The sequence below is a fragment of the Marinobacter sp. ELB17 genome (assembly GCF_000169375.1).
Lineage (GTDB): Bacteria > Pseudomonadota > Gammaproteobacteria > Pseudomonadales > Oleiphilaceae > Marinobacter.
In genome coordinates, this window is the sequence record NZ_AAXY01000022.1 from 12824 (window position 1) to 33614 (window position 20791).

The 20791-nt window shown below is 53.1% G+C and carries 13 protein-coding genes; 3 read left to right on the forward strand and 10 right to left on the reverse strand.

Features of this window, described 5'->3' with window-relative positions:
• Positions 1–7: 7 nt before the first annotated feature.
• Both MELB17_RS17775 and MELB17_RS17780 read right to left on the reverse strand, forming a co-directional pair.
• On the reverse strand, positions 8–2041 hold the full coding sequence (locus tag MELB17_RS17775; protein ID WP_007351712.1) for a tripartite tricarboxylate transporter permease: 2034 nt from the start codon (positions 2039–2041) through the stop codon (positions 8–10).
• 11 nt (positions 2042–2052) lie between these two features.
• Positions 2053–3165: a Bug family tripartite tricarboxylate transporter substrate binding protein gene (locus MELB17_RS17780; RefSeq protein ID WP_007351713.1), complete on the reverse strand. Its 1113-nt coding sequence runs from the start codon at positions 3163–3165 to the stop codon at positions 2053–2055.
• Between the two features lie 113 nt (positions 3166–3278).
• On the opposite strand from MELB17_RS17780, the gene MELB17_RS17785 reads away from it, so the two are divergent.
• Entirely contained in the window at positions 3279–4187 is a 909-nt protein-coding gene (locus tag MELB17_RS17785) for a LysR family transcriptional regulator (RefSeq protein ID WP_007351714.1), read from the forward strand.
• A 310-nt stretch (positions 4188–4497) separates the two neighbouring features.
• Positions 4498–6837 (forward strand): membrane-bound PQQ-dependent dehydrogenase, glucose/quinate/shikimate family, encoded by a 2340-nt coding sequence (locus tag MELB17_RS17790; protein ID WP_007351715.1) that lies wholly within the window; start codon positions 4498–4500, stop codon positions 6835–6837.
• Between the two features lie 201 nt (positions 6838–7038).
• Here the strand turns inward: MELB17_RS17790 and MELB17_RS17795 are convergent, their stop codons facing one another.
• From MELB17_RS17795 to MELB17_RS17805, 3 genes are all read right to left on the reverse strand, one after another.
• Positions 7039–8421 (reverse strand): sodium-dependent transporter, encoded by a 1383-nt coding sequence (locus MELB17_RS17795; RefSeq protein WP_036185404.1) that lies wholly within the window; start codon positions 8419–8421, stop codon positions 7039–7041.
• A 93-nt stretch (positions 8422–8514) separates the two neighbouring features.
• Positions 8515–9699 carry an aromatic amino acid transaminase gene (locus MELB17_RS17800; protein ID WP_007351717.1) on the reverse strand — a complete coding sequence of 395 codons (1185 nt, stop codon included), beginning with the start codon at positions 9697–9699 and terminating at the stop codon, positions 8515–8517.
• A complete protein-coding gene (locus tag MELB17_RS17805; RefSeq protein WP_007351718.1) occupies positions 9692–13258 on the reverse strand; it encodes an indolepyruvate ferredoxin oxidoreductase family protein in 3567 nt (1188 codons plus the stop codon). Before MELB17_RS17805 ends, MELB17_RS17800 begins: the two co-directional genes overlap by 8 nt.
• A gap of 156 nt (positions 13259–13414) precedes the next feature.
• Here MELB17_RS17805 and MELB17_RS17810 point away from each other — a divergent pair, with 156 nt between their 5' ends.
• A complete protein-coding gene (locus tag MELB17_RS17810) occupies positions 13415–13891 on the forward strand; it encodes an Lrp/AsnC family transcriptional regulator (protein WP_007351719.1) in 477 nt (158 codons plus the stop codon).
• 304 nt (positions 13892–14195) lie between these two features.
• On the opposite strand, the gene MELB17_RS17815 is transcribed toward MELB17_RS17810, so the two are convergent.
• From MELB17_RS17815 to MELB17_RS17835, 5 genes are all read right to left on the reverse strand, one after another.
• Positions 14196–15473, reverse strand: a complete 1278-nt coding sequence (locus tag MELB17_RS17815) for a TRAP transporter large permease (protein ID WP_007351720.1) — start codon at positions 15471–15473, stop codon at positions 14196–14198.
• Positions 15470–16015, reverse strand: coding sequence for a TRAP transporter small permease (locus MELB17_RS17820; RefSeq protein WP_007351721.1), 546 nt, complete (start codon positions 16013–16015; stop codon positions 15470–15472). The genes MELB17_RS17815 and MELB17_RS17820 overlap by 4 nt, the downstream gene beginning before the upstream one ends.
• 101 nt (positions 16016–16116) lie before the next feature.
• Complete coding sequence (gene dctP, locus MELB17_RS17825) at positions 16117–17199, reverse strand: TRAP transporter substrate-binding protein DctP (RefSeq protein ID WP_007351722.1); 1083 nt, start codon at positions 17197–17199, stop codon at positions 16117–16119.
• Between the two features lie 739 nt (positions 17200–17938).
• Entirely contained in the window at positions 17939–18895 is a 957-nt protein-coding gene (locus MELB17_RS17830) for a LysR family transcriptional regulator (protein WP_007351723.1), read from the reverse strand.
• 519 nt (positions 18896–19414) lie between these two features.
• The gene (locus tag MELB17_RS17835; RefSeq protein WP_007351724.1) at positions 19415–20776 is read right to left on the reverse strand and encodes an NAD-dependent succinate-semialdehyde dehydrogenase; all 1362 of its coding nucleotides are present in this window, start codon (positions 20774–20776) and stop codon (positions 19415–19417) included.
• Positions 20777–20791: the final 15 nt, after the last annotated feature.

A 20791-nucleotide genomic window follows, 5' to 3' on the forward strand; every position in this document is an offset into this window, starting at 1 on the left:
AGTTTCCTTAGAAAAATAGTCCCATCGGCATCCGTAACAACAGCACGTCAGCCATCATCCACCAGAAGCCAGCCACCACCGCAACGGCGGTGATCGTGCGTATCAACCAAGTCTTTGCAGGGCGACTCTCGTGTTCGGCAAGCACCATCATCGTGCCGAATGCAGCCAGCCCCGCAACAAAAAATCCAAGCACAGGAATGAGGAATACCCACAAGCCGAAGATGATGGTGAGCAGTATCCGGCGCGTGGTCGATGCTGCAGGATCGCCCTTATCCGACGGGTTCCCCTTTCGCAGGAGTACGAAAATAACCAGGCCGATGGAGAACACCACCAGCAAAACCGAGATGGTGGCGGGAAATACCGCGCCCATGGGTGACATGGCGTCGGTAGCCACATAGGCCATGATACCGAGTGCCGCAAACAACACGGCAAGCAGGATCGCGCCCGCATCGAGGCCTCTGGGTGCGTCTGGGGTGGCTGACTTCGGCTGGAGATTCGCCGGGTGTGCTTTCGCATCCATCGCTCGCTCGGTCAAGGGCTGTACCTCGCGTTTGCGGGCACGCCATTCGGTAAAGAACGGATAGCCCAGTGTCAGTAGGGCCGCAAAGATAATGCCGATACTGATTGGCCGGCCGAAGAACATGCCGCTGATATTATCGGTGGCATTGCCAATCAGGTAACTCTGCACGAAGCCCTGTTCGGCGATCGGCCCCAACACCAGCCCAAGAACGATCGGAGACGGGGCGAACCCGTAGCGGTTGAGCACCCAGGCCATCACACCAAGACCAAACATCATTTGGGTATCCTGAATGTTGGAGTGAATGGCGAAAGAACCCACGACCGTCATAAAAGCAACAGTGGGTACCAGCAGCGATTTCGGAAACGACACCACTGATTTGTACGCATACCGCCCAATCAGCAACCCTGTGGGCAACATCAATACGGTGGCAATCAACAGCCCGAAGATGAAGGTATAGACAACCTGGGTTTCGTCATTGAACAGTGCCGGCCCGATCTTGATGCCCTGAACTAATAACGCACCCAGGATAATGGCATCCGGCGGTGTGCCAGGAATGCCCAATACCAGCGTCGGAATAAAACCGCCACCGACGGTGGCATTGTTCGCCGCCTCGGTGGCGATCACGCCATCCGGCTCACCCTTGCCAAAATTCGCGCTGTACTTGGATGAACGTCTCGCCTCTGTGTAAGACACCAGTCCGGCAATTGAGCCCCCGGCGCCAGGGAGTATGCCAACGACCGTGCCGATGACTGACGACCGAACCACGTTGAATTTTGATCGCCAGGCAATACCCATCGCCTCGCGCAACCGCATCCCGCCTTTCGCGACATCGGTGTTGACTTTCAGGTGAGCGGCACGAGTTGAAACCAGATCGAGGATAACCGGTACGCAGTAGAGACCAATCAGTGCCGAGGTGATGTCGATCCCGCCCAGAAACGCTGGAATGTCCAGGGTATAACGCACATCGCCACCGACGACGGCAACGCCCACCATCGATAACATCAGCCCGAGACAGGCCCCGACGAGTCCCTTGAGCGTGTTGCCGACAGAGAGCGCGGAAATCAGTGTAAGCCCGAAAACAGCCAGCCAGAAATATTCTGGTGGACCGAAAACCAGTGCAACCTTTGCCAGCGGCGGTGCAAGCAGCAGTAGCGCGATTGCACCGACCAGACCACCGAAAACAGATGCCAGGTTCGCCAATGTTATCGCCAGCCCTCCGTCACCCCTACGGGCCATCGGATAGCCGTCAAATGTCGTCGCAATAGCCGAGGGGGTTCCTGGCGTATTGACGAGAATTGCCGCGAAGGCCCCGCCGTAGATTGCCCCGGTGTAGATCGCGCCAAGCGCGATCAAACCGGAGGCGGGCTCCATGGTAAATGTAAACGGAACCAGCACGGCTACCGCCATCGTGGCCGAGAGCCCCGGTAGCGCCCCAATGACCGTGCCGAGAATCACACCCATCAGTGCGAGCATGAGATTAAACGGCGTCAATGCATCGAGAAAGTAGCCAAGCAGTTCCATACGGCTGCTCCTTAGTTGCCGATACCAAGCGCTGCAGCGCTCTTGGTGTATTCAGCCTTCATCTTTTTCATGAATTCCGGCATCTGCTCATAGCCAATGTCGGTCAGTACAAAACCGCCGTCCTCCATTTTCTTGATAAATTCAGGGTCTTGATTAATCTCGGTCACAATATCCGAGATTTTCTGACGCATTTCTTCGGAAGCTGAATCCGGCACAGCCACCCCACGATAGGCACCCCCCACGATGTCCAAACCGAGCTCCTTGAACGTCGGAACGTCCGGGAAGGCAGGCAAACGCTTTTCGGAGGCAACCGCCAGCATGCGCAGTGCGTCACCCTGGTTTGTACCCGAGGTGGCATAGTTAAAGCCAGCCGTGGTCTGGCTGCCCAATACGGCAGTGATCGAAGGTCCAGTACCGGAGAATGGAATGTAAGTCGTCTTCACCCCCGCAAGTTCATCAAACTGCAACTGCCCCAGATTATTTGCCGACTTGGCACCAGATCCCGCAAGGGTCACGGCCCCCGGGTTCTCCTTGGCGTAGTCGATCAGATCCTGGAGGGTCTTGTAATCACTGTCCTTGGTGACGAAGATCGCGTTTGGCGTGTAGTGGAAGTAGTTGACCGGGGTCAGCTCATCAGTTTTGTAGCCTACAGAACCTTCCATAGGTTGCAGAACCGTGTGGGGCAGGTTGATGCCCATAACGGTATAGCCATCACCCGGGATCGAGTTCAACTGCGACCAAGCCTGCGCACCACCCGCGCCGGACTGATACTGGATGATCACGTCCTCTCCAGTGTGCTCCTTCCACTCTGCCTGCTGGAATCGCGCGGAGAGATCAGACTCCCCCCCGGCGTTGAAGGGAATAATGTAGGTGATCGTTTTGGTTGGGAAATCGGATTGTGCCAAAGCGGGCATAGCCACCATGAGCGCGAGACTTGTAGCTATTAGGGTTTTTTTGATAGACATCTGTTCCTCCCAGATTTTATTTTGCCCGGCATGGGTCATGCCATTTAGGCCTTTATGAAGAGAGGAGATTTGCCAGTGGAGGCCGCTCGCCAGTTCACGAGTGCCGCAATCCCTCGCCCCCCTGATCGCACCGCATTTGGCACGGTGCGCCAGCGCCACGGGTCAAAATCCCGAAGCACCAACACAGTAATTCATTTTTTTTATGATTGTAATTTCACAAATAACAAAACATTATTGATTTTTGGGAACAGTTCATGAGAGAGGTGAATCCAATGAGCAGCGACAGTGATATGCAGTTCTTTGCCTGTGTTGCTCGCCGCCTCAACCTGTCCAATGCGGCACTAGAGTTGGGTCTCACCGCCTCAGCCGTCAGCCGACGACTCACCCGCCTCGAAAATCGTCTCGGCGTGCGCCTGCTGAACCGCACAACGAGGCGCTTGAGCCTCACCAGCGATGGCGAAGTCTTTCTTTTGGCGTCACACGACATCATTGGCCGGATCAAGGAAACAGAACAGTCGCTATCGCGAGCAAGCGCCGAGCCGCAGGGGCTGTTACGGATAAATGCTACCTTCCAGTTTGGCCGCGAATATATTGCTCCGGCCATATCCCGTTTTGCCCGCACGAATCCGGAAGTTCAGGTACAACTGGAGCTATCGGATGCGCCGGCGAACATGGTCGAGGAAGGCTACGACCTGAACATACGTTTTGGGATGCCATCGTCTTCCCGCCTGATTGTGACACGGCTCCTGCCCAACCAACGGGTACTGGTCGCAGCGCCCTCCTATTTGCGAAAGCACGGTACGCCGACGCGGCTTGAGGACCTTACCCAACACCAATGCATCATCCTGCGCCAGGAACGCGAGGCCTATGACATCTGGCGCTTCGATGACGGTGAGCACGTCCGTGCCACCGGCCAGCTATCCACGAATGACGGGGAAATCGCCGTGAGTTGGGTACTGGAAGGCCACGGCATCATGCTGCGTTCGGAGTGGGATATCGCGCGCCATGTGCGTACAGGACGATTGCAGGTGGTATTGCCCGAAAAGACTCATGAGGCGGGCATCTATGCGGTCTACCCAGAGCGGCTAAACCTGTCCGCCAAGGTGCGCCTGTTCATCGACCTTTTGCGCGAAACGCTCCAGCCTAAAGCGGATGAGCTGTCCTTGAGGCAATTTGAATAACTCAACAGGAGCGCCACTCGGAGGGGGGTAGCTCTTACTGTTAATCACAAGCCCTATATTCGATGCGTATGCATAGAATATAGGGCAGCCTGGCTGCTTAAACCAACAACTCGATGGATTCCATTCGTTTTTGGTAATAAGCAAACCAAAATATACAAAATCGATTTGACCGATTCGATTCCCGTCAGGCACAGAAGCAGGCGCTCCGCCGGAAACCGCTTACATTGCGGCGATTTAAACTTGACGCTGCTTCTCAGGCCTACTTAGCTTGAAGGTATAACTGCAAATCGTATGACCCAGGGAATGGACTATGATCCTGCTCGCGATATTACTTGTTGTGTTCGGCCTTCCCATGTTGGTAGGGGGCGTCTGGCTTATTGCCCTCGGGGGAAGCTGGTACTACGCTCTGGCCGGGACGACACTGATAGTGATTGCCTTGCTGATAAAGCCCCAACGCACCTTCGCACAGACCCTTTACGCATTACTGCTGGCAGCCACCGCCGTTTGGGCCTATTGGGAAGCAGGGTTCGACTGGTGGCCCTTAGCGTCGAGGCTGGGGGTTTTGCTGCTGCTGGCCATTCCGCTGCTGTTTCCCGGACCGGCGGGCCGTCGACATGGCGCTATCACGCTCGCCATTGTCTGGATTGGAGTGGGCCTGTTCACCGTTGCCAGCATTCCTTACGACGCCCACCGCATCGAGGGAGAGCTGACCACAGATGCTGTGATCCCGAATCCCCGGCTCGGGGACGTACCGCAGGGCGACTGGCTCAGTTATGGGCGTAGCAACCTCGGCCAGCGCTATTCCCCGCTGGACCAGATTACACCAGAAAATGTCCGTGGGCTGGAGCTGGCCTGGCAATACCAGACCGGCGACCTTAAGGGCCCGGACGATGTCGGCGAAACCACCTACGAAGCCACACCTCTGAAAGTGGACAATACGCTATATCTGTGTACTCCCCATAACTGGCTGGTGGCACTGGATGCGGATACCGGAAAAGAACGCTGGATCTACAACGCCCGGGTGCCTTCCGAGAGCCAGCGCCAACACCAAACCTGTCGTGGCGTGTCCTACCTCCCTCCAGGCACGGGCCTAGGTGATATTCCGGAGGTAAAAACCCTTCAGTCACCTTCCGAAAATCAGGCCAGCAGGGAATGCGACGCCCAGCTTTTCCTGCCAACCTCTGATGCCCGGCTGTTGGCTCTGGACCCGGTTACCGGAGCCCGCTGCAGCAATTTTGCTGACGACGGATCGCTGAATCTGATGCACAACATGCCCCACAAGCAAGATGGTTTTTATTACTCCACCTCCCCGCCAGTGGTTGCCAACGGCGTGGTAGTCGTCGCCGGGGCGGTCAATGACAACTACGCCATCAACTCACCGTCTGGCGTTATCCGTGCCTACGACGTCAAGACCGGTGAGCTGGTCTGGAACTGGGACCCTGCAAACCCGGACCAGACGCAACCTATTGGCGAGAACGACACCTACTCCACCAGTTCACCCAACAGCTGGGCCGTGGCCAGCGCGGACGAGGAGCTCGGCCTGGTCTATTTCCCCATGGGTAACCGCACGCCGGACCAATTGGGTATGTACCGCACCCCGGAGGAAGAAATCTACTCATCTTCGGTGGTCGCTCTCAAGCTGGATACCGGACAGGTAGCCTGGGTGCAGCAGTTTGTTCATCACGACCTCTGGGACATGGATACTCCGGCTCAGCCCAGCCTGGTGGATATTGAGACTGAGCAGGGCCTGCAACCTGGACTGGTGGTACCCACCAAACAAGGAGATGTGTACGTACTCAATCGGGAAACCGGCGAGCCACTGATTCCCATTACGGAACAGTCAGCCCCCCAGGGCACTATTGAGGGAGACTATGCCGCCGCGACCCAGCCAGTATCTGCCCTGAGCTTTCGGCCTCCAACCCTAAAAGCCTCCGATATGTGGGGCGCCAGCGCCGTTGACCAGATGATCTGCCGTATAAGGTTTCAGTCTCTGCGTTACGAAGGCATATATACCCCGCCTTCGGTCCAGGGCACCCTTGTCTACCCGGGCAATTTCGGCGTGTTCAACTGGGGCGGCATTGCTGTTGATCCGGAGCGCCAGGTAATGTTTGGCATGCCACTGTATATGGCGTTCATTCAGAGGCTGGTGCCCAAAGACAATAACACCCCCATGGGCCCTACCAACCAGGGTGAACAGGGATTGAACGAAAATGCGGGGGCGGAATACGCCGTCGAAATGAAGCCCCTGATGTCGCCCCTGGGTATTCCCTGCCAACGTCCACCCTGGGGCTATGTGGCGGGCGCGGACTTGCGTACCGGTGAAATCGTGTGGAAGCACAAAAATGGCACCGTTGAAGATATGGCACCCATTCCGATACCTCTGGAGCTGGGTGTACCAGGCATCGGCGGCCCCATCATCACCCGCGGTGGAGTGGTATTCCTTGCAGCCACCGTGGATAACTACCTTCGTGCCTACAACCTGACGAATGGTGAAGAACTGTGGCGGGCACGTCTGCCGGCAGGTGGTCAGGCCACCCCCATGACCTATCTGAACAGCCAGGGTGAGCAGATGGTGGTGCAGGTTGCCGGTGGGCACGGCTCTGTTGGGACCACTATTGGGGACTATGTACTGGCTTACAAACTGAAATAAGCGCTCAGTAAGCCCAATCGCCTTTACCCGTAATCAGCGATAACAGTGCCATCGCCAACCAAACAGGATTCACCGCCACCAGGGATCAGACGACTTTCTCCGAATCCGGGTACCAGAATAAAAAGCGCAAAACACGTTGCAACATCTTTCTGGCATAGATGAACAAACTGCTACCCTGGCGGCAGTTGGAGTAGAATGGCGTTAAATCAGATTATAAAGAAACACGATCGCAATACCCGCCGGCGTTACAAACTTCAATATCACCATGAAGGCTTTGTAGGCACCGCCTTTCAGGCCGATATCTTCAGCCAGCCCCTCGCGACGGATGGCCCACCCTGCAAACAGCGCGATAGCAAGTCCGCCCAACGGCATCATGACGTTAGAGACCAGAAAATCGAGAAGGTCGAATACCGTTTTGCCTTCAAAAAAGCCGATAAATCCCAGCGGGTGCACATCGCCCCACAGGTTGAAGGACAACACGGTACCGATACCCATAAACCAGGCAGCGAAGCCCCCGGCCAGAGCGCTTTTAACCCGATTTGCGCCTTTGTGTTCCTCAAGCCATTCGACGACGGGCTCCAGCATGGAGATGGCGGAAGTTATGGCCGCCACCAGCAGCAATGCAAAGAACAGGGCGCCAAACAGGATCCCGCCGCCCATCTGGCCGAAGGCCAGTGGCAGGGTCACAAAAATCAGACCCGGCCCGGCGCCGGCTTCCAGTCCATTGGCAAAAACCAGCGGGAAAATCGCAAGCCCGGCAAGCAAGGCCACGCTAGTATCCAGCACCGCGATGGTCATGGCGGTTTTGGCAATATTGATGTTTTTTGGCAGGTAAGAACCGTAGGCCATCAGCACGCCTATACCGATACTGAGCGTAAAGGCAGCGTGACCAAGGGCGATTAAAACACCTTCCGTTGTCAGACGGCTGAAATCCGGCGAGAACATAAAGCTGACGGCACGGCCAAAGCTGCCGCTGTTCATAGCGTAAAACACCATCACGATAAGCAGCAAAAACAGCATTGGCATCAGCAGGGCGACCGCTTTTTCAAGGCCTGAGCGTATGCCCCGCCCAACGATAAACACCACAATCGCCATAAAAACTGTGTGCCAGAGCAACAGTTCCCAAGGGTTCGCCAGCAGGTTATTGAACTGCCCACCTATGGCTTCTGCATCAGCGCCTACAAACGAGCCGAGCGCCGCTTTACCGATGTAAACCAGCGACCAACCACCGATCACCGCGTAAAAAGACAGCACCAGGAAGGACGCAACCACGCCGTTCCAGCCGATGATGCGCCAGCCTTTGGATGTACCCTCGGCTTTTGTCAGGGTGCGCATGGTTGCGACGGGGCTTTGACTGCCCCGGCGGCCAATCATGATCTCTGCGATGAGAACCGGCACACCAATGAGAAAAATACAGGCGAGATAAACCAGTACAAAGGCACCGCCACCGTTTTCACCGGTGATGTATGGAAATTTCCAGATATTGCCAAGCCCAACAGCCGAGCCGGCTGCAGCCAGAATAAAGGCCATTCTGGAGGTCCAGAGACTACTGGCCTGCTGATGAGGGTGAACTGTTTCACTCATTGCGTTCTCCGTATAATTGTTTTTGTCGGATCGCCATTATTTAGAGCCTCTGTAAGAGAGGCTCTGATTACTTGTTGTCATTGGGTTAACGAATTACTGCATAACACTGCGAATCGCGCTGGCAACTCTTGGCAATACCCGGTCATTCAGGCCTGCTACATTCACCCGGCTACTTTCCAGCATGTAGATGCCATGCTCTTCCCGTAACTGGCGAACCTGTTCCGGTGTTATACCCAGGAACGAGAACATGCCGCGCTGCCGGGCGATAAAGCCAAAGTCACCCACCGGAGTCAGTGCGTCCGCAAAGGCGTGCCGCAGGCCAAGGATACGGTCACACATACCGCTTAGTTCGCTCTGCCATCCGGCGCGCAAGGCGTCATCACCTAAAATGGTTTCAACGATGGCGGCGCCATGAGCCGGTGGCATGGAATAGTGGGAACGTACAACGCTCAACAGCTGGCTGGTGGCCGCCGTGTTAATCAAGCCGGTTGCAGAAATCAGCATCAGGGCACCGGTGCGTTCCCGATACAAGCCGAAGTTCTTGGAGCAGGAAGCAGCAATCACCATTTCCGGTACCTGGCCCGCCAGATACCGAACACCGGCTGCATCTTCCTCAAGACCCTCACCCAGACCCTGGTAGGCCATATCCACAAAGGGCAGCAGCCCCTTGCGCTGGATCATTTGGGTAACGGCCTTCCATTGATCAAACGTCAGGTCGGCACCGGAGGGGTTGTGGCAGCAGCCGTGTAGCAGCACCACATCCCCTGATCTGGCGCCTTCCAGCGTCTCGAGCATGGCGGGAAAATCTACCGTGAACGTTTCTCTATTGAGATAGGAATATTCACGAATATTCAGCCCGGCACCCCCCAACAACGGCATGTGGTTGGCCCAAGTGGGCGTGCTGACCCAGACCGTGGTGTCAGGCTGACACAGCCGAAAAAATTCTGCGGCCATGCGCAGAGCACCACAACCGCCCGGCGTCTGAATCACCGAGGTACGGCCATCACGGATCAGGCTGTTACCGTTCCCCAGGATGAGGCGCGCCATGGCCGCGTTGAAACCAGCGGCTCCGGCCGGCCCGACATAGCTTTTGGTCGTTTCTCCCTCAAGCAGGCGCCGCTCGGCTTCGTGTACCGACCCCATGATGGGCGTCTTGCCCGCATCATCCTTATAGACCCCGACACCCAGATCGACCTTGTCGGGCCGGGTGTCGTCGCGAAACATCTGCATCAGTTGCAGGATCGGATCCTGAGGTAACTGCTTCAGCGACTCAAACATGATCTGCCTCCTTGTTGTCGGCCTGGCGGGTTCGAATCAGTGTCGGGCGGCCTGTGTCGAGGGCTTTGATCAGCTGTGTCTGTTTTTCCTGCACAGCTTCTGCGGCCTGCTCGCGCACCGGGCCATAGCCTCGTACTTCACTGGCCAATTCTGCCAGCTGAAGGAAAGTGTCGTAGTTGCTGACCTCCAGCCCGCTGATAATCCGCTCCACCAGTTGCTGGTAGTCTTTCAGCTGCGCCCGATCCATCTTGCGGTCGGCGGAATAGCTGAACGGATCGATAGCCGTGCCGCGCAGCACCCGGAACTTTGCCAGCAGCTTGAACGCCTGGAACATCCAGGGGCCAAACTGACGTTTCTTCGGCCGGCCTTGGGCATCTGTGCCGCGGTTCATGATCGGCGGAGCCAGGTAAAAGTGCACTTTGAAGTCGCCCTCAAAGGTGTTATTCACTTCCTTCATGAAGTCGGTTTCCGCAAACAAACGGGCCACTTCGTATTCATCCTTGAAGGCCATAAACCGATACAACTGCTGGGCTACGGCACGGGTCAGCAACTGGTTAGTCTCGCCCAAACGCTCTTCAGCTTCGCGCACCTGCTTTACCATGTCCGTATAACGATCGGCCCAGCGACGGTTCTGATAGTTCACCAGATGCGTGTGGCGGATATCGATCAGCTCGTCCAGCCCCGGCTCTGGTTTCACTTCTTCTACCCGCGCCTCGCCGGTATTCAGCAGATCGGTGATGACTTTCACGTCCACAGCGGCCACTCGACCCCAGCCAAAGGCTTCCTTGTTGCGCTCAACCGCCACGCCATTCAGCTCGATGGCTTTCATCAGCGCAGCTTGTGACAGCGGCAATAAACCGCGCTGCCAGGCGAAGCCCAGCATCATTACATTGGAAAACACCGTGTCGCCCAGCAGTTTCTCAGCAATACCATTGGCATCCAGCTGTGCAAAATTGTTATCGCCTACCGCGTTACGGATCAGATCCAGACGCTTGTCTGCCTGCATGTCTGCATCCCGGAACAGCACATAGTCCGCTGTCGGCAGCTCGGCCTCGTTGGCCACCACACGGGTGTAATTGGACCTGAGAACGCTCAGCGCTTTCTGGGAGGAGGCAACCACCAGATCACAGGCAATCACGGCATCGGCCTGGCCGTTACTGATGCGAACCTGGTGCAGTTTGTCTGGCGACGGCGCCATGCGAACATAACTGAGTACCGTGCCTCCTTTCTGGGCGAAGCCAGTAAAATCTAACACCGAGGTACCCAGGCCTTCAAGATGGGCTGCCATAGTGATGAGCTGGCCCACGGTTACGACGCCAGTGCCGCCCACACCACCCACCAACAGATCGTAGGAACCGGTCAACGCAGGCAAAACTGGCTCGGGAATAGTAGTAAGTTTGCTCGTGAGCACAGAGCCTGTGTCTGTGCCGCGAGATTTGCGCAGTTGGCCACCCTCGATGGTTACAAAGCTAGGACAAAAGCCATTCAGGCAGGAGAAATCCTTGTTACAGGAAGACTGGTCAATCTTGCGTTTGCGGCCCAGCTCTGTCTGGCGCGGCACCACCGAAAGACAGTTCGATTGCACAGAACAGTCTCCGCAACCTTCACACACGTGATGATTGATAAACACCCGCTTGGCGGGATCCGGGTACAGGTTGCGCTTACGCCGGCGACGCTTCTCTGCGGCGCAGGTCTGATCGTAAATCAGCACGGTGCAGCCCGGAATGTCACGCAGCTCCTTTTGAACGTTATCCAGCTCTGAGCGATCATGAAAGCTTACATCCGCGGGGAAAAGATGCTTTTTACCATCGTACTTTTCGGGTTCATCACTGAGCACAACAACCCGGCGAACGCCCTCCGCTGCAACCTGCTGCGCGATCATCGGCACGCTGATATTGCCGTCAACAGGTTGCCCGCCGGTCATGGCTACTGCGTCATTGAACAGAATCTTATAGGTGATGTTGATGCCGGCCGCCACGGCCTGGCGGATGGCCATAGAGCCAGAATGAAAATAGGTGCCCTCACCCAGGTTCTGAAATATATGGGGATTGCCGATATACCTGCTCTTGCCAACCCAATTAACCCCTTCGCCACCCATCTGAATCAGCGATTCCGTGTTACGGCCCATCCAGGATGCCATAAAGTGACAGCCGATCCCGGCCAGTGCCTTGCTGCCTTCCGGCACTTTGGTCGAGGTGTTGTGGGGGCAGCCCGAACAGAAATAGGGCAGGCGCTTAACACCTCCTGGATCCTGGGCATTGCTTATGCTGTTGATGGTCGCCAGGCGTGCGCTGAAGTCCGCCCCAAAGAAGCGGCCAAGGCGGGCGGCGAGAAAACCGGCTACTAACTTGGGGCTCAGTTCGCCGACGTAAGGAATCAACGGGCGGCCCAGCTCATCCTGCTTGCCAGTGATTAGAACGTCGCCGGGGTGATCCGGTTCCGACATGGCTTCTTTGATCTGACTTTCGATAATGCCGCGCTTTTCCTCGACAACAAGCACTTCTTCCTTGTCGTGAACAAACTTGAGAATACCGCGTCGTTCAAGTGGCCAGACCATGCCCACTTTGTAGATATCGAGCCCCATCTCCCTGGCACGACCTTCATCAATGCCCAGCAGATCAAGCGCTTCCAGCAGATCCAGATGGCCTTTTCCGGTGGTGACAATACCAAATCGCGCCTGTGCGTTATCAAACAAGCAACGGTCAATGGGGTTGGCCCGGGCAAACGCCTGCACAGCCGCCAGCTTGTGCTCAATACGGGTTTCCAGTTGGGGCCCCGGCAAATCCGGCCAGCGATAGTGAAGGCCGGTTTCAGGCGGGGTGAAATCGTCCGGGGTTACAAACTCTGGCAACAGCGGCAGCTCGACCGACGCAGCACTTTCCACGGTTTCCGAAACCGCCTTGAAGCCCACCCAACAGCCGCTGTAACGCGACAACGCAATGCCCCAAAGCCCAAACTCCAGATACTCGGCGATGTTGGCCGGGTTGATCGTGGGCATGAAAAAACTCATGAACGCTACATCAGACTGATGCGGCATGGAGGACGACACACAGCCGTGGTCATCTCCTGCAACCACCAGCACGCCGCCGTGGGGGGAGCTGCCGTATGTGGTGCCGTGCTTCAACGCATCACCCGCGCGGTCAACTCCGGGCCCTTTGCCGTACCAGATCCCGAACACGCCATCCACCTGACGATCATCATCGGTCTCTACCTGCTGGGTGCCCAGCATAATGGTCGCCGCAAGATCTTCATTGATCGCAGGCACGAAATCTATGCGGTTTTCATCAAGATGTTTTTGAGCTTGCCAAAGGGCCATATCATAAGCCCCCAAAGGTGAGCCCCGGTAGCCACTGACCATGCCCGCTGTGTTGAGCCCCAGTTTGCGATCCAGCGCGGCCTGCATCAAAGGGATGCGAACCAGCGCTTGGGTTCCGGTGAGGAACACCCGGCCAGAGTCACGCAGGTAGCGGTCTTCAAGCGTGTAGTTGTCCAGCTGCGGGCTGCCAGTCTCGGAGCTGCGGTCTTGAGCGATATCGAGTTGAAAGATGTCGGTGGACATGGAACCCTCCTTTTGTTGATTTTATAACCAGAATTCTAGAGGGAAGTTCGCAAAAGGTGCTTGCGTATTAGGCGGAAATCATCTTGGTTTGCGGAATATTCTTTGATAAAAGACAATATAACCGAAGATTCTTTGATAAAAACCAGGTGTTACTAAATGAAACAGGTGGAACTGGACAAACTCGACCAGCGCATCCTTGCGATACTGCAACAGGATGGACGAATCAGTAACCAGCAACTGGCGGAACAAATTGGGCTATCGCCGGCAGCCTGCTGGCGGCGGGTACGAACGCTTGAGGAAACAGGCATCATAACGGGATACAGCGCGCAGCTCGCCCCGGAGCGCATCGGCCAGGGGTTGTGTGTACTGGTCAACCTGTCACTTCAACGACACACTATAGACAGCACAGCGGAGATCGAGCAGCAGGTAAGCAGCTATCCGGAAGTGCTTCAGTGTTTCGCGGTTACCGGTAATGCAGATTTCGTGTTGCGGGTGATCGTGCCGGATATGGCCAGCTATGACCGCTTCCTGAACGAAAAAATATTCACCTTGCAGGGTATTGCACAGGTTAACTCCAACTTCGCACTGCGTGAGATCAAAAATACCCAGACGATACCTTTAGGGAGTGCCTAAGAACTATGCGCTCCAACTGGGGGCTAGTGTTAATAAGGCGAGCACTGCACAGTTGCGATTGCCATTTCCGCACAAGGCATTCGGTCTGCATTGTTAGTCGCGTTATATTTTGAGCACAATCCCTTAGCCCTTCCTTGCGGCAGCTTGGTACAGAACCCTCTCACCAATAGTTACAAACTTTATCATCAAGTTACCGATTCTCCTTTAAATACCGCTCTATTGATCACGGGCGTTAGTGACAATAGAGCGTAATAATCACGGATAACAGTAATGCCCTAGCCTCAAGAAGCCTCAGGCTAAACTTTTATTTGAGCAGCGAGGGCACCCAGGTGGAAAGTGCCGGAAATGTCACCAGCAGCAGAATCACCGCAGCGAAGGCGAAGTAAAACGGCAGTGAGGCTATGATCGCCCTTTCAAATGGCACGTCGGCGATTCGGGCCGCCGTCATTAGCGTCATCCCCACGGGTGGCGTAACGTTGGCGATATTGAGCACCACGATCATCAGAATCGCAAAGTGCAGCGGATCCACGCCCAGCTGAATCATTGCTGGCACCAGTACCGGCGCCACAACGACAAGCGCCGGCAGCACATCCATCACGGTACCGACCAGCAGCAGCAGCAGGCACACCAGGAGTAGCTGGATGAACATCGAATCACTGAAGCCGATGATAAGTCCCGCCGCGTCCTGGGCTATGCCCGAGCGGGTCACAAACCAGCCAAGCACTGCCGAGGTCGCCAATAGAAAGAACACCACGCCCGAGAAGCGCACGGTCACTATCAGTGCATCCCAGATTTTCTTCCAGGTGAGGTTGCGGTAAAACACCACGCCAATAACGATGGCATAAACAGCGGCAAAGCCCGAGGCCTCGGTGATAGTGGTCAGCCCAGACAGAATCCCGCCAAGAATGATCACAGGCACGAACATAGCCGGCAAGGCCACCAGAAAAGCCAACCCTGCCGCCTTGAGCGGCGTAGGCGCCTGTTTAGGGTAGCCACGCTTCCAAGCCAGAAAAAAGCTCACCGCAAGCAGCGCTACGGCCATCAGAAGACCGGGAATGATGCCGCCGGCAAATAGGTCGATAACCGAAATATCGCGCAGCAGTGTGGCATAGATCACCATCACGATACTGGGCGGAATAATCGGCCCGATAATCGAGGAGCAGGCAGTGATCGCCGCAGCATATTCGGCGTCATAACCCTGCCTTTTCATTTCGGGAATCATTATCTTACCAATCGCCACGGTATCAGTGATCGCGGCCCCGGTTAGTCCTGCGAAGAATACCGACACCGAAATATTGACGTGCGACAGCGCTCCGCGCACCCGGCCAAAAAGCGCATTGTTGAAATCGATCAACTTCTGGGTCAAGCCACCCTGATTCATCAGCTCAGCGGTAAAGATGAAATAAGGCACCGCGATGAGCATAAAACCCGAGACACCGGCAAACATGCGATCAGCAATGATGCTGAGCATCTGCTCTCCACCCATGGAAAAACCACCGGCCAAACCGGAGAGAGCCATCACCACGGCCACTGGCATACCGATAAGCAAAAGCACCACAAACGCAACAATAGCGAATATCATGAGCGAGTCTCCGTATCTTGGGTTCCGATAAGCTCATCCATCAGCGCGTCGTCATCGATGAAGTGCTCGAGTAGAGCAAAGCCCTGTGTCAGATGCAGCAAAATGATGGCGCCACTGATCGGCACCACGACGGTGGTAAACTTGGCAGAGATCTGTATTTGGTCAGAGACCATGTAAACCTGGTTTGCGGTCGCAAAGTAGGTCCAGCCATACCAGAGCAGCAGCATTCCAAACAGTCCGATAGTGATCAGACAGATGGCAGCAGCAAGAGTCAGCAGCGCCCTAGGCAGACTGCGAACCAGTAATGTCATGGCCACATGCTCGCCGTAGCGCAATGAGATGGTCATGGAAAGAAAGCCGATCCAGGGTAGAAAAAGTCTCGCTAATGAATAGGTCCAGCTTAGGCTGCTGCCAGTGGCTAGCTTATAGATAAAAGCCGTGAAAGAGATGCCCAACATGATAAGCACGCAGGCTACACAGGCTATAATCGCTGCCTGATTAACCCAATCACTCAGCTGCCGAAGAGGCTGAAGGAGTTTCATTAATGCACCTTAAAAGCAACATCGACCGACCCGAAACTCTTGGGCGGCCGATGGATGAGCAAGCAATATCAGTCGTCACTGGCCAAGCTTATTGCCCAGTATTACTGACCCGTTTTTACTGAACCATAGTTGTCCATGTCAGACGACTTCACTTCTTCACCGACACGCTTCACCTCTGCCAGAAAAGCATCAACCTTTTTCGCGTCGATGCCAAAATCGTTGACGATCCAGTTCTTCCAGGCCGGACGCGCAATATCAGCCATACGCTCACGTTCCTGAGTAGGCATGATGTAGCAATCCTTGAAGGTCTTGCAGGACTCCTGCCAGCCTGCTGTTGCCAAAGCTGCGGACATGCCATGCCCAATCGCGATGGCTTCGCGCGCCGAGGTAACAATCGCTTCCTTCTGCTCCTCCGTCAGCCCCTGGTACCAGTCCTCACTAATCAGCCAAGCAGCACTGTTGTATACGTGGCCAGTCAGGGTGGTGTAATCGGTCACCTCGTGGAAGTTGTAGGTCGTGTTGAGCACCGGCGCGTTGAACTGACCATCAGCCAGACCGGTTTCAAGTGCGGTGATCACTTCACCCCAAGGCAACGGCGTGGCAGACGCACCCAGCGACTTTATGATCGCAACGTGCCCGGGATTCTCCTCGGTGCGGATATTAAGCCCTTTAAGGTCTTCCACCGTCTTAACGAGACGCTTGTTGTTGGTAAACGCCACAAAACCGCCGCCGTCATCAAAGGTGCCCAGATAACGCATATTGGTTTCTTCAACAGTGTTGGACATCAAGTCCGCAAACCAGTCACCGTCGAGAAAAGCCCAGGCCTGACGCCAGTTATCAAACACGAAGGGAGCTGTCATTAGCTGATAATCACTAAAATAAGACGACATAGCGCCGGTAGTGATAATGGTTGACTGCAGGGTGCGCCCGCCTTGAACTTCCTTAGCAGTGTCAACCTCCGAGCCCAGTTGGCTATTGCCGAAGACCCTAACGGTTATCTCACCGTCGGTGCGCGTCTCGACTAGGTCTTTGAAGCGCATCAACGCGGGATAGACGGAGTTGTTGCTCATGTTTTCGGGCAAAATAGTGGCAATCGCCATTTCTTTAGCCTGAGCCTGTACGGCAGCCATAGCCAGTGGCAAAGCAGCGATCACGGCAATACGTGAAAACGTTTTTAATTTCATATGCGTAGAATCTCTAGTTAATGTTTTTGTGCTTATTATCTAACGCCAGCACAGCTGGTCGTTAAAGCCGTAAACCCATACACTCTTCTTTGATTCAGGTGATTCAGGTGATTCAGACTTATCAAAACTTTTAAACAGCTTGAAATCCGCATTGTCTATATTAAATACTAATAATTTCAATAGAGCCTTATTCTATCCAGAAGACATTTTCTTCGAGAATCTAAAATAAGTATTATCCACCAAATGTATGGCACTGAATATCGGGAGTCAAACGATATAAAATAATATCAGATATAAGTGCAGCTAATAAATTGGGAGCGGTAATTTTGGTTAAGGTCTGAATAACTCCCAATTTTCCGCCGTTTTGGTAGAATTCAGACGTACTGGCCCTACACCAGCATGTATTTTACACATCAAAGATTGCTGAACGCAGCCGGCAAAACAGCTTGTTGTTTTTGACAAACCCAGACTACCTCCATCTTCAATTGCACCCCAAAGACCCGCTAGCCAATCCACTCCAAAACGACTTCCCAACGAGTCTTGCACTTTTTAGTGTGGCACTCGCGGCACCGGATTCTGGCACAACACCCATATAATCCGTGAATATTACAGAGCAACAACAGAATCTCGTGGGCAGGTAAACCAGAGGGGGAAATCAGATGGAAAACGAAGCATTGTCTCGTTTGTGGTTAAGTTCTGTTTATAAAATATCTTAAAACAACCCACTGAGATAAGATCTTTATACGGTTTCATCGCTCTCAGTAGCATGAACACTTACAGAGATATTAAAATCTACAATCTCTTCAATAAACCTAGTCTCGATAATTGATAAAGCTCGGTGTTTATGCCAAAAGATATGGACAGGTATGTCAGCAACGCCTTCTTTTGGCGGCAAACGCCTAAGCTTCGACTCTAGGTAGGTCGAAGCAATAAATTGATCAGGCAAAGCACCTATGCCATATCCGGTGTAAATCAAACGCACTGCCTCATCTAAATTATTGGTGTAGGCGCTAATACGACCTGTTAAACCATGGGTTTCTTTGAATACGGTAATTGGGAAGAGGACCTCGCCAACATCTTCACTGCTGAAAGCTACAAAATCTTCTTTCAATAGACTGTCAAAACTTACATCCTTTGCTGCAAACAAAGGATGATGATATCCGCAGTATAGATAATAACGTTGCTTAAATAACAACTTTTGATTAAGAATTTCTGGAGTGTGCCTAGCTAAACAAATACCAACAGCAGGATTCTTTTGTTCGATATCGTTTAAAATATCCTTGCTTGATTTCACCGTCAAATCTAAAGTGATGTTCGGATATTTTTTTTTGAAATATACTAAAAAATCATTATATTTTTGATTGTGAATTCGGCTAGCTACCAGGAGCTTAATCTCGCCTTCTAAGAGATGAGAATTAAAACCCTTCATAGCCTCAATCGAGGTAATTTCTGTAAATATAGTTTGAGCAACTTGCAAACAGTAATGGCCGATAGGCGTGAGCTTTAAAGGCTTTGTGTTACGTATAACAAGCTGACTTCCGATTTGCTCTTCAAGCTTTTTAAGGTTTTGACTGACAGCGGACTGGGTAATTTTTAAGCGATTAGCGGCAACACTAATACTGCCCTCTTCATATATAACAATTAGTACATGAAGTAATGTCCAATTCAAACTATCTGCTAATTTTTTTTGTATCATAATAATTTTAGCATTTATACTCTAAATATATTGATAACTAAAAATGCAAAAGCCCACCAGGATTCGCTAGAGCTTAATATTTATGTGACCTAACCCTGCAGGGGCTCAGCTTGCTTTCCGTCGCTGCCTTTAGAGAGACGCTAGCCAAAAGCGTGTCACTCAAAAACTATAAGATCGATTCTGTAGAACTGGAATTTTATCGGTTTTCGAGTTTACAGTCCAATTGTATGAGCAATAAGCACACTACAAGAGCTTTTCCCACCCTTTTGGCCGATTTCAGGAGCACTGAAGCAGCCTTTGGCTGCGCGCCAGTACGAAACTAGTCAGGTCCAACATAGGGAGCGCCGTTTTTTCTCAGTGGCATACTGTGCTTTGGCAGAATTCGTTCTCTGCACGGCAACTCCCGTGCGAGAAAGTTGCAAAAATGGCTAGTTCGCTAGAAACTCAGGCGCTACGGATTTAAGCAAAATTTCCTTGACTGCTAATCCAAACCTGGGAATGGAGTGCCTGCATAATCCTCTATCTATTATACAGCTTAAAGTTTACAAACTCGCTCATACCATAAGGTCCAAGCTCCCGGCCAAAACCGGATTGTTTAACACCACCAAAGGGTAGCTCTGCCGCTGTTCCTGGCGCTTGGTTGAATGACACCATTCCAACCTCTAACCTCTCGGCAATGAGTTGCCCGCCTTCTATATCGTGTGTATGAATGCATGCGCCCAAACCAAATGGCGTGTCATTAGCGAGCCTGATAGCATCTTCGACATCGTTCGCTTTATAAACTACGGCTACTGGTCCAAACAATTCATCATGGTAGGCTCTCATATCTGATGTAATATCGGCCAACAAAGCAGGTTTGAACCACGCTCCGGGCTTTGACATTTTTCCACCAGACACCAATACAGTTGCACCCTGATCGATCGCATTATCATATTGCGCTTGAATAGTTTGTAACGCTTGATTGGAGGACAATGGACCTAAAAATGTATCTTTATTTAGTGGATCAGTTGGCTCTAATAACTTAACTTTATGAGTCAGTTTTTCTACAAACTCATCATAAATATCTGCGTGCAGAATTATACGTTTGGCCGCATTACAAGCTTGCCCCGCATTGCCGAATCTACCAATAAATGCGCATTCTACTGATCGGTCGATATCCGCATCTGCTAATACAATAAATGCATCTGAGCCCCCTAGCTCGAGTACGACTTTTGTCAGCGCAGCACCCGCCACCTGCGCTACGGCAGCACCTGCTCGCTCTGACCCTGTCAAGGACACACCTTGAATGCGCTTATCACTAATGATTGTTTTAACTTGTTTATTTGTCGAAAAAATATTGTTATACACGCCTTTAGGCAAGCCTGCTTGCGCCAATATAGACATAATCGCTGTCGCAGATTTTGGGCATGAAGGCGCATGTTTCAGTACAACCGCATTACCTAACATCAAATTTGGTGCAATAAAGCGTGCCACCTGGTAGTGAGGATAGTTCCACGGCATAATGCCCAGCAGAACGCCAATGGATTCTTTTTTTACCACAGCGTTTTTAGTGCCGGGTAATTCCGACGTCTCTAAAAATTGCTCACCAAACTTGGCATAATAGCGGAAAATCTGACTAACTAACGCAATCTCCCCTTCCCCTTGCATAACAGGCTTACCCATCTCGCACGCCATGATTTTTGCTAAATCTTCGCATTGCTCCTCATACAAATCAGCAATAGTATTTAATATCACTGACCGCTCATTAACATCACTTTTGCGCCATGCTTGATAAGCATTGTGCGATTCCGCAATGACATCTTGAATCTCTTGATTGGAATGGCTTTGATACTTCTCTTCTATCTCGCCGTTAGCAGGATTCGTTACCTGATAGCTTGTCATGATGTTTCCTTTTTA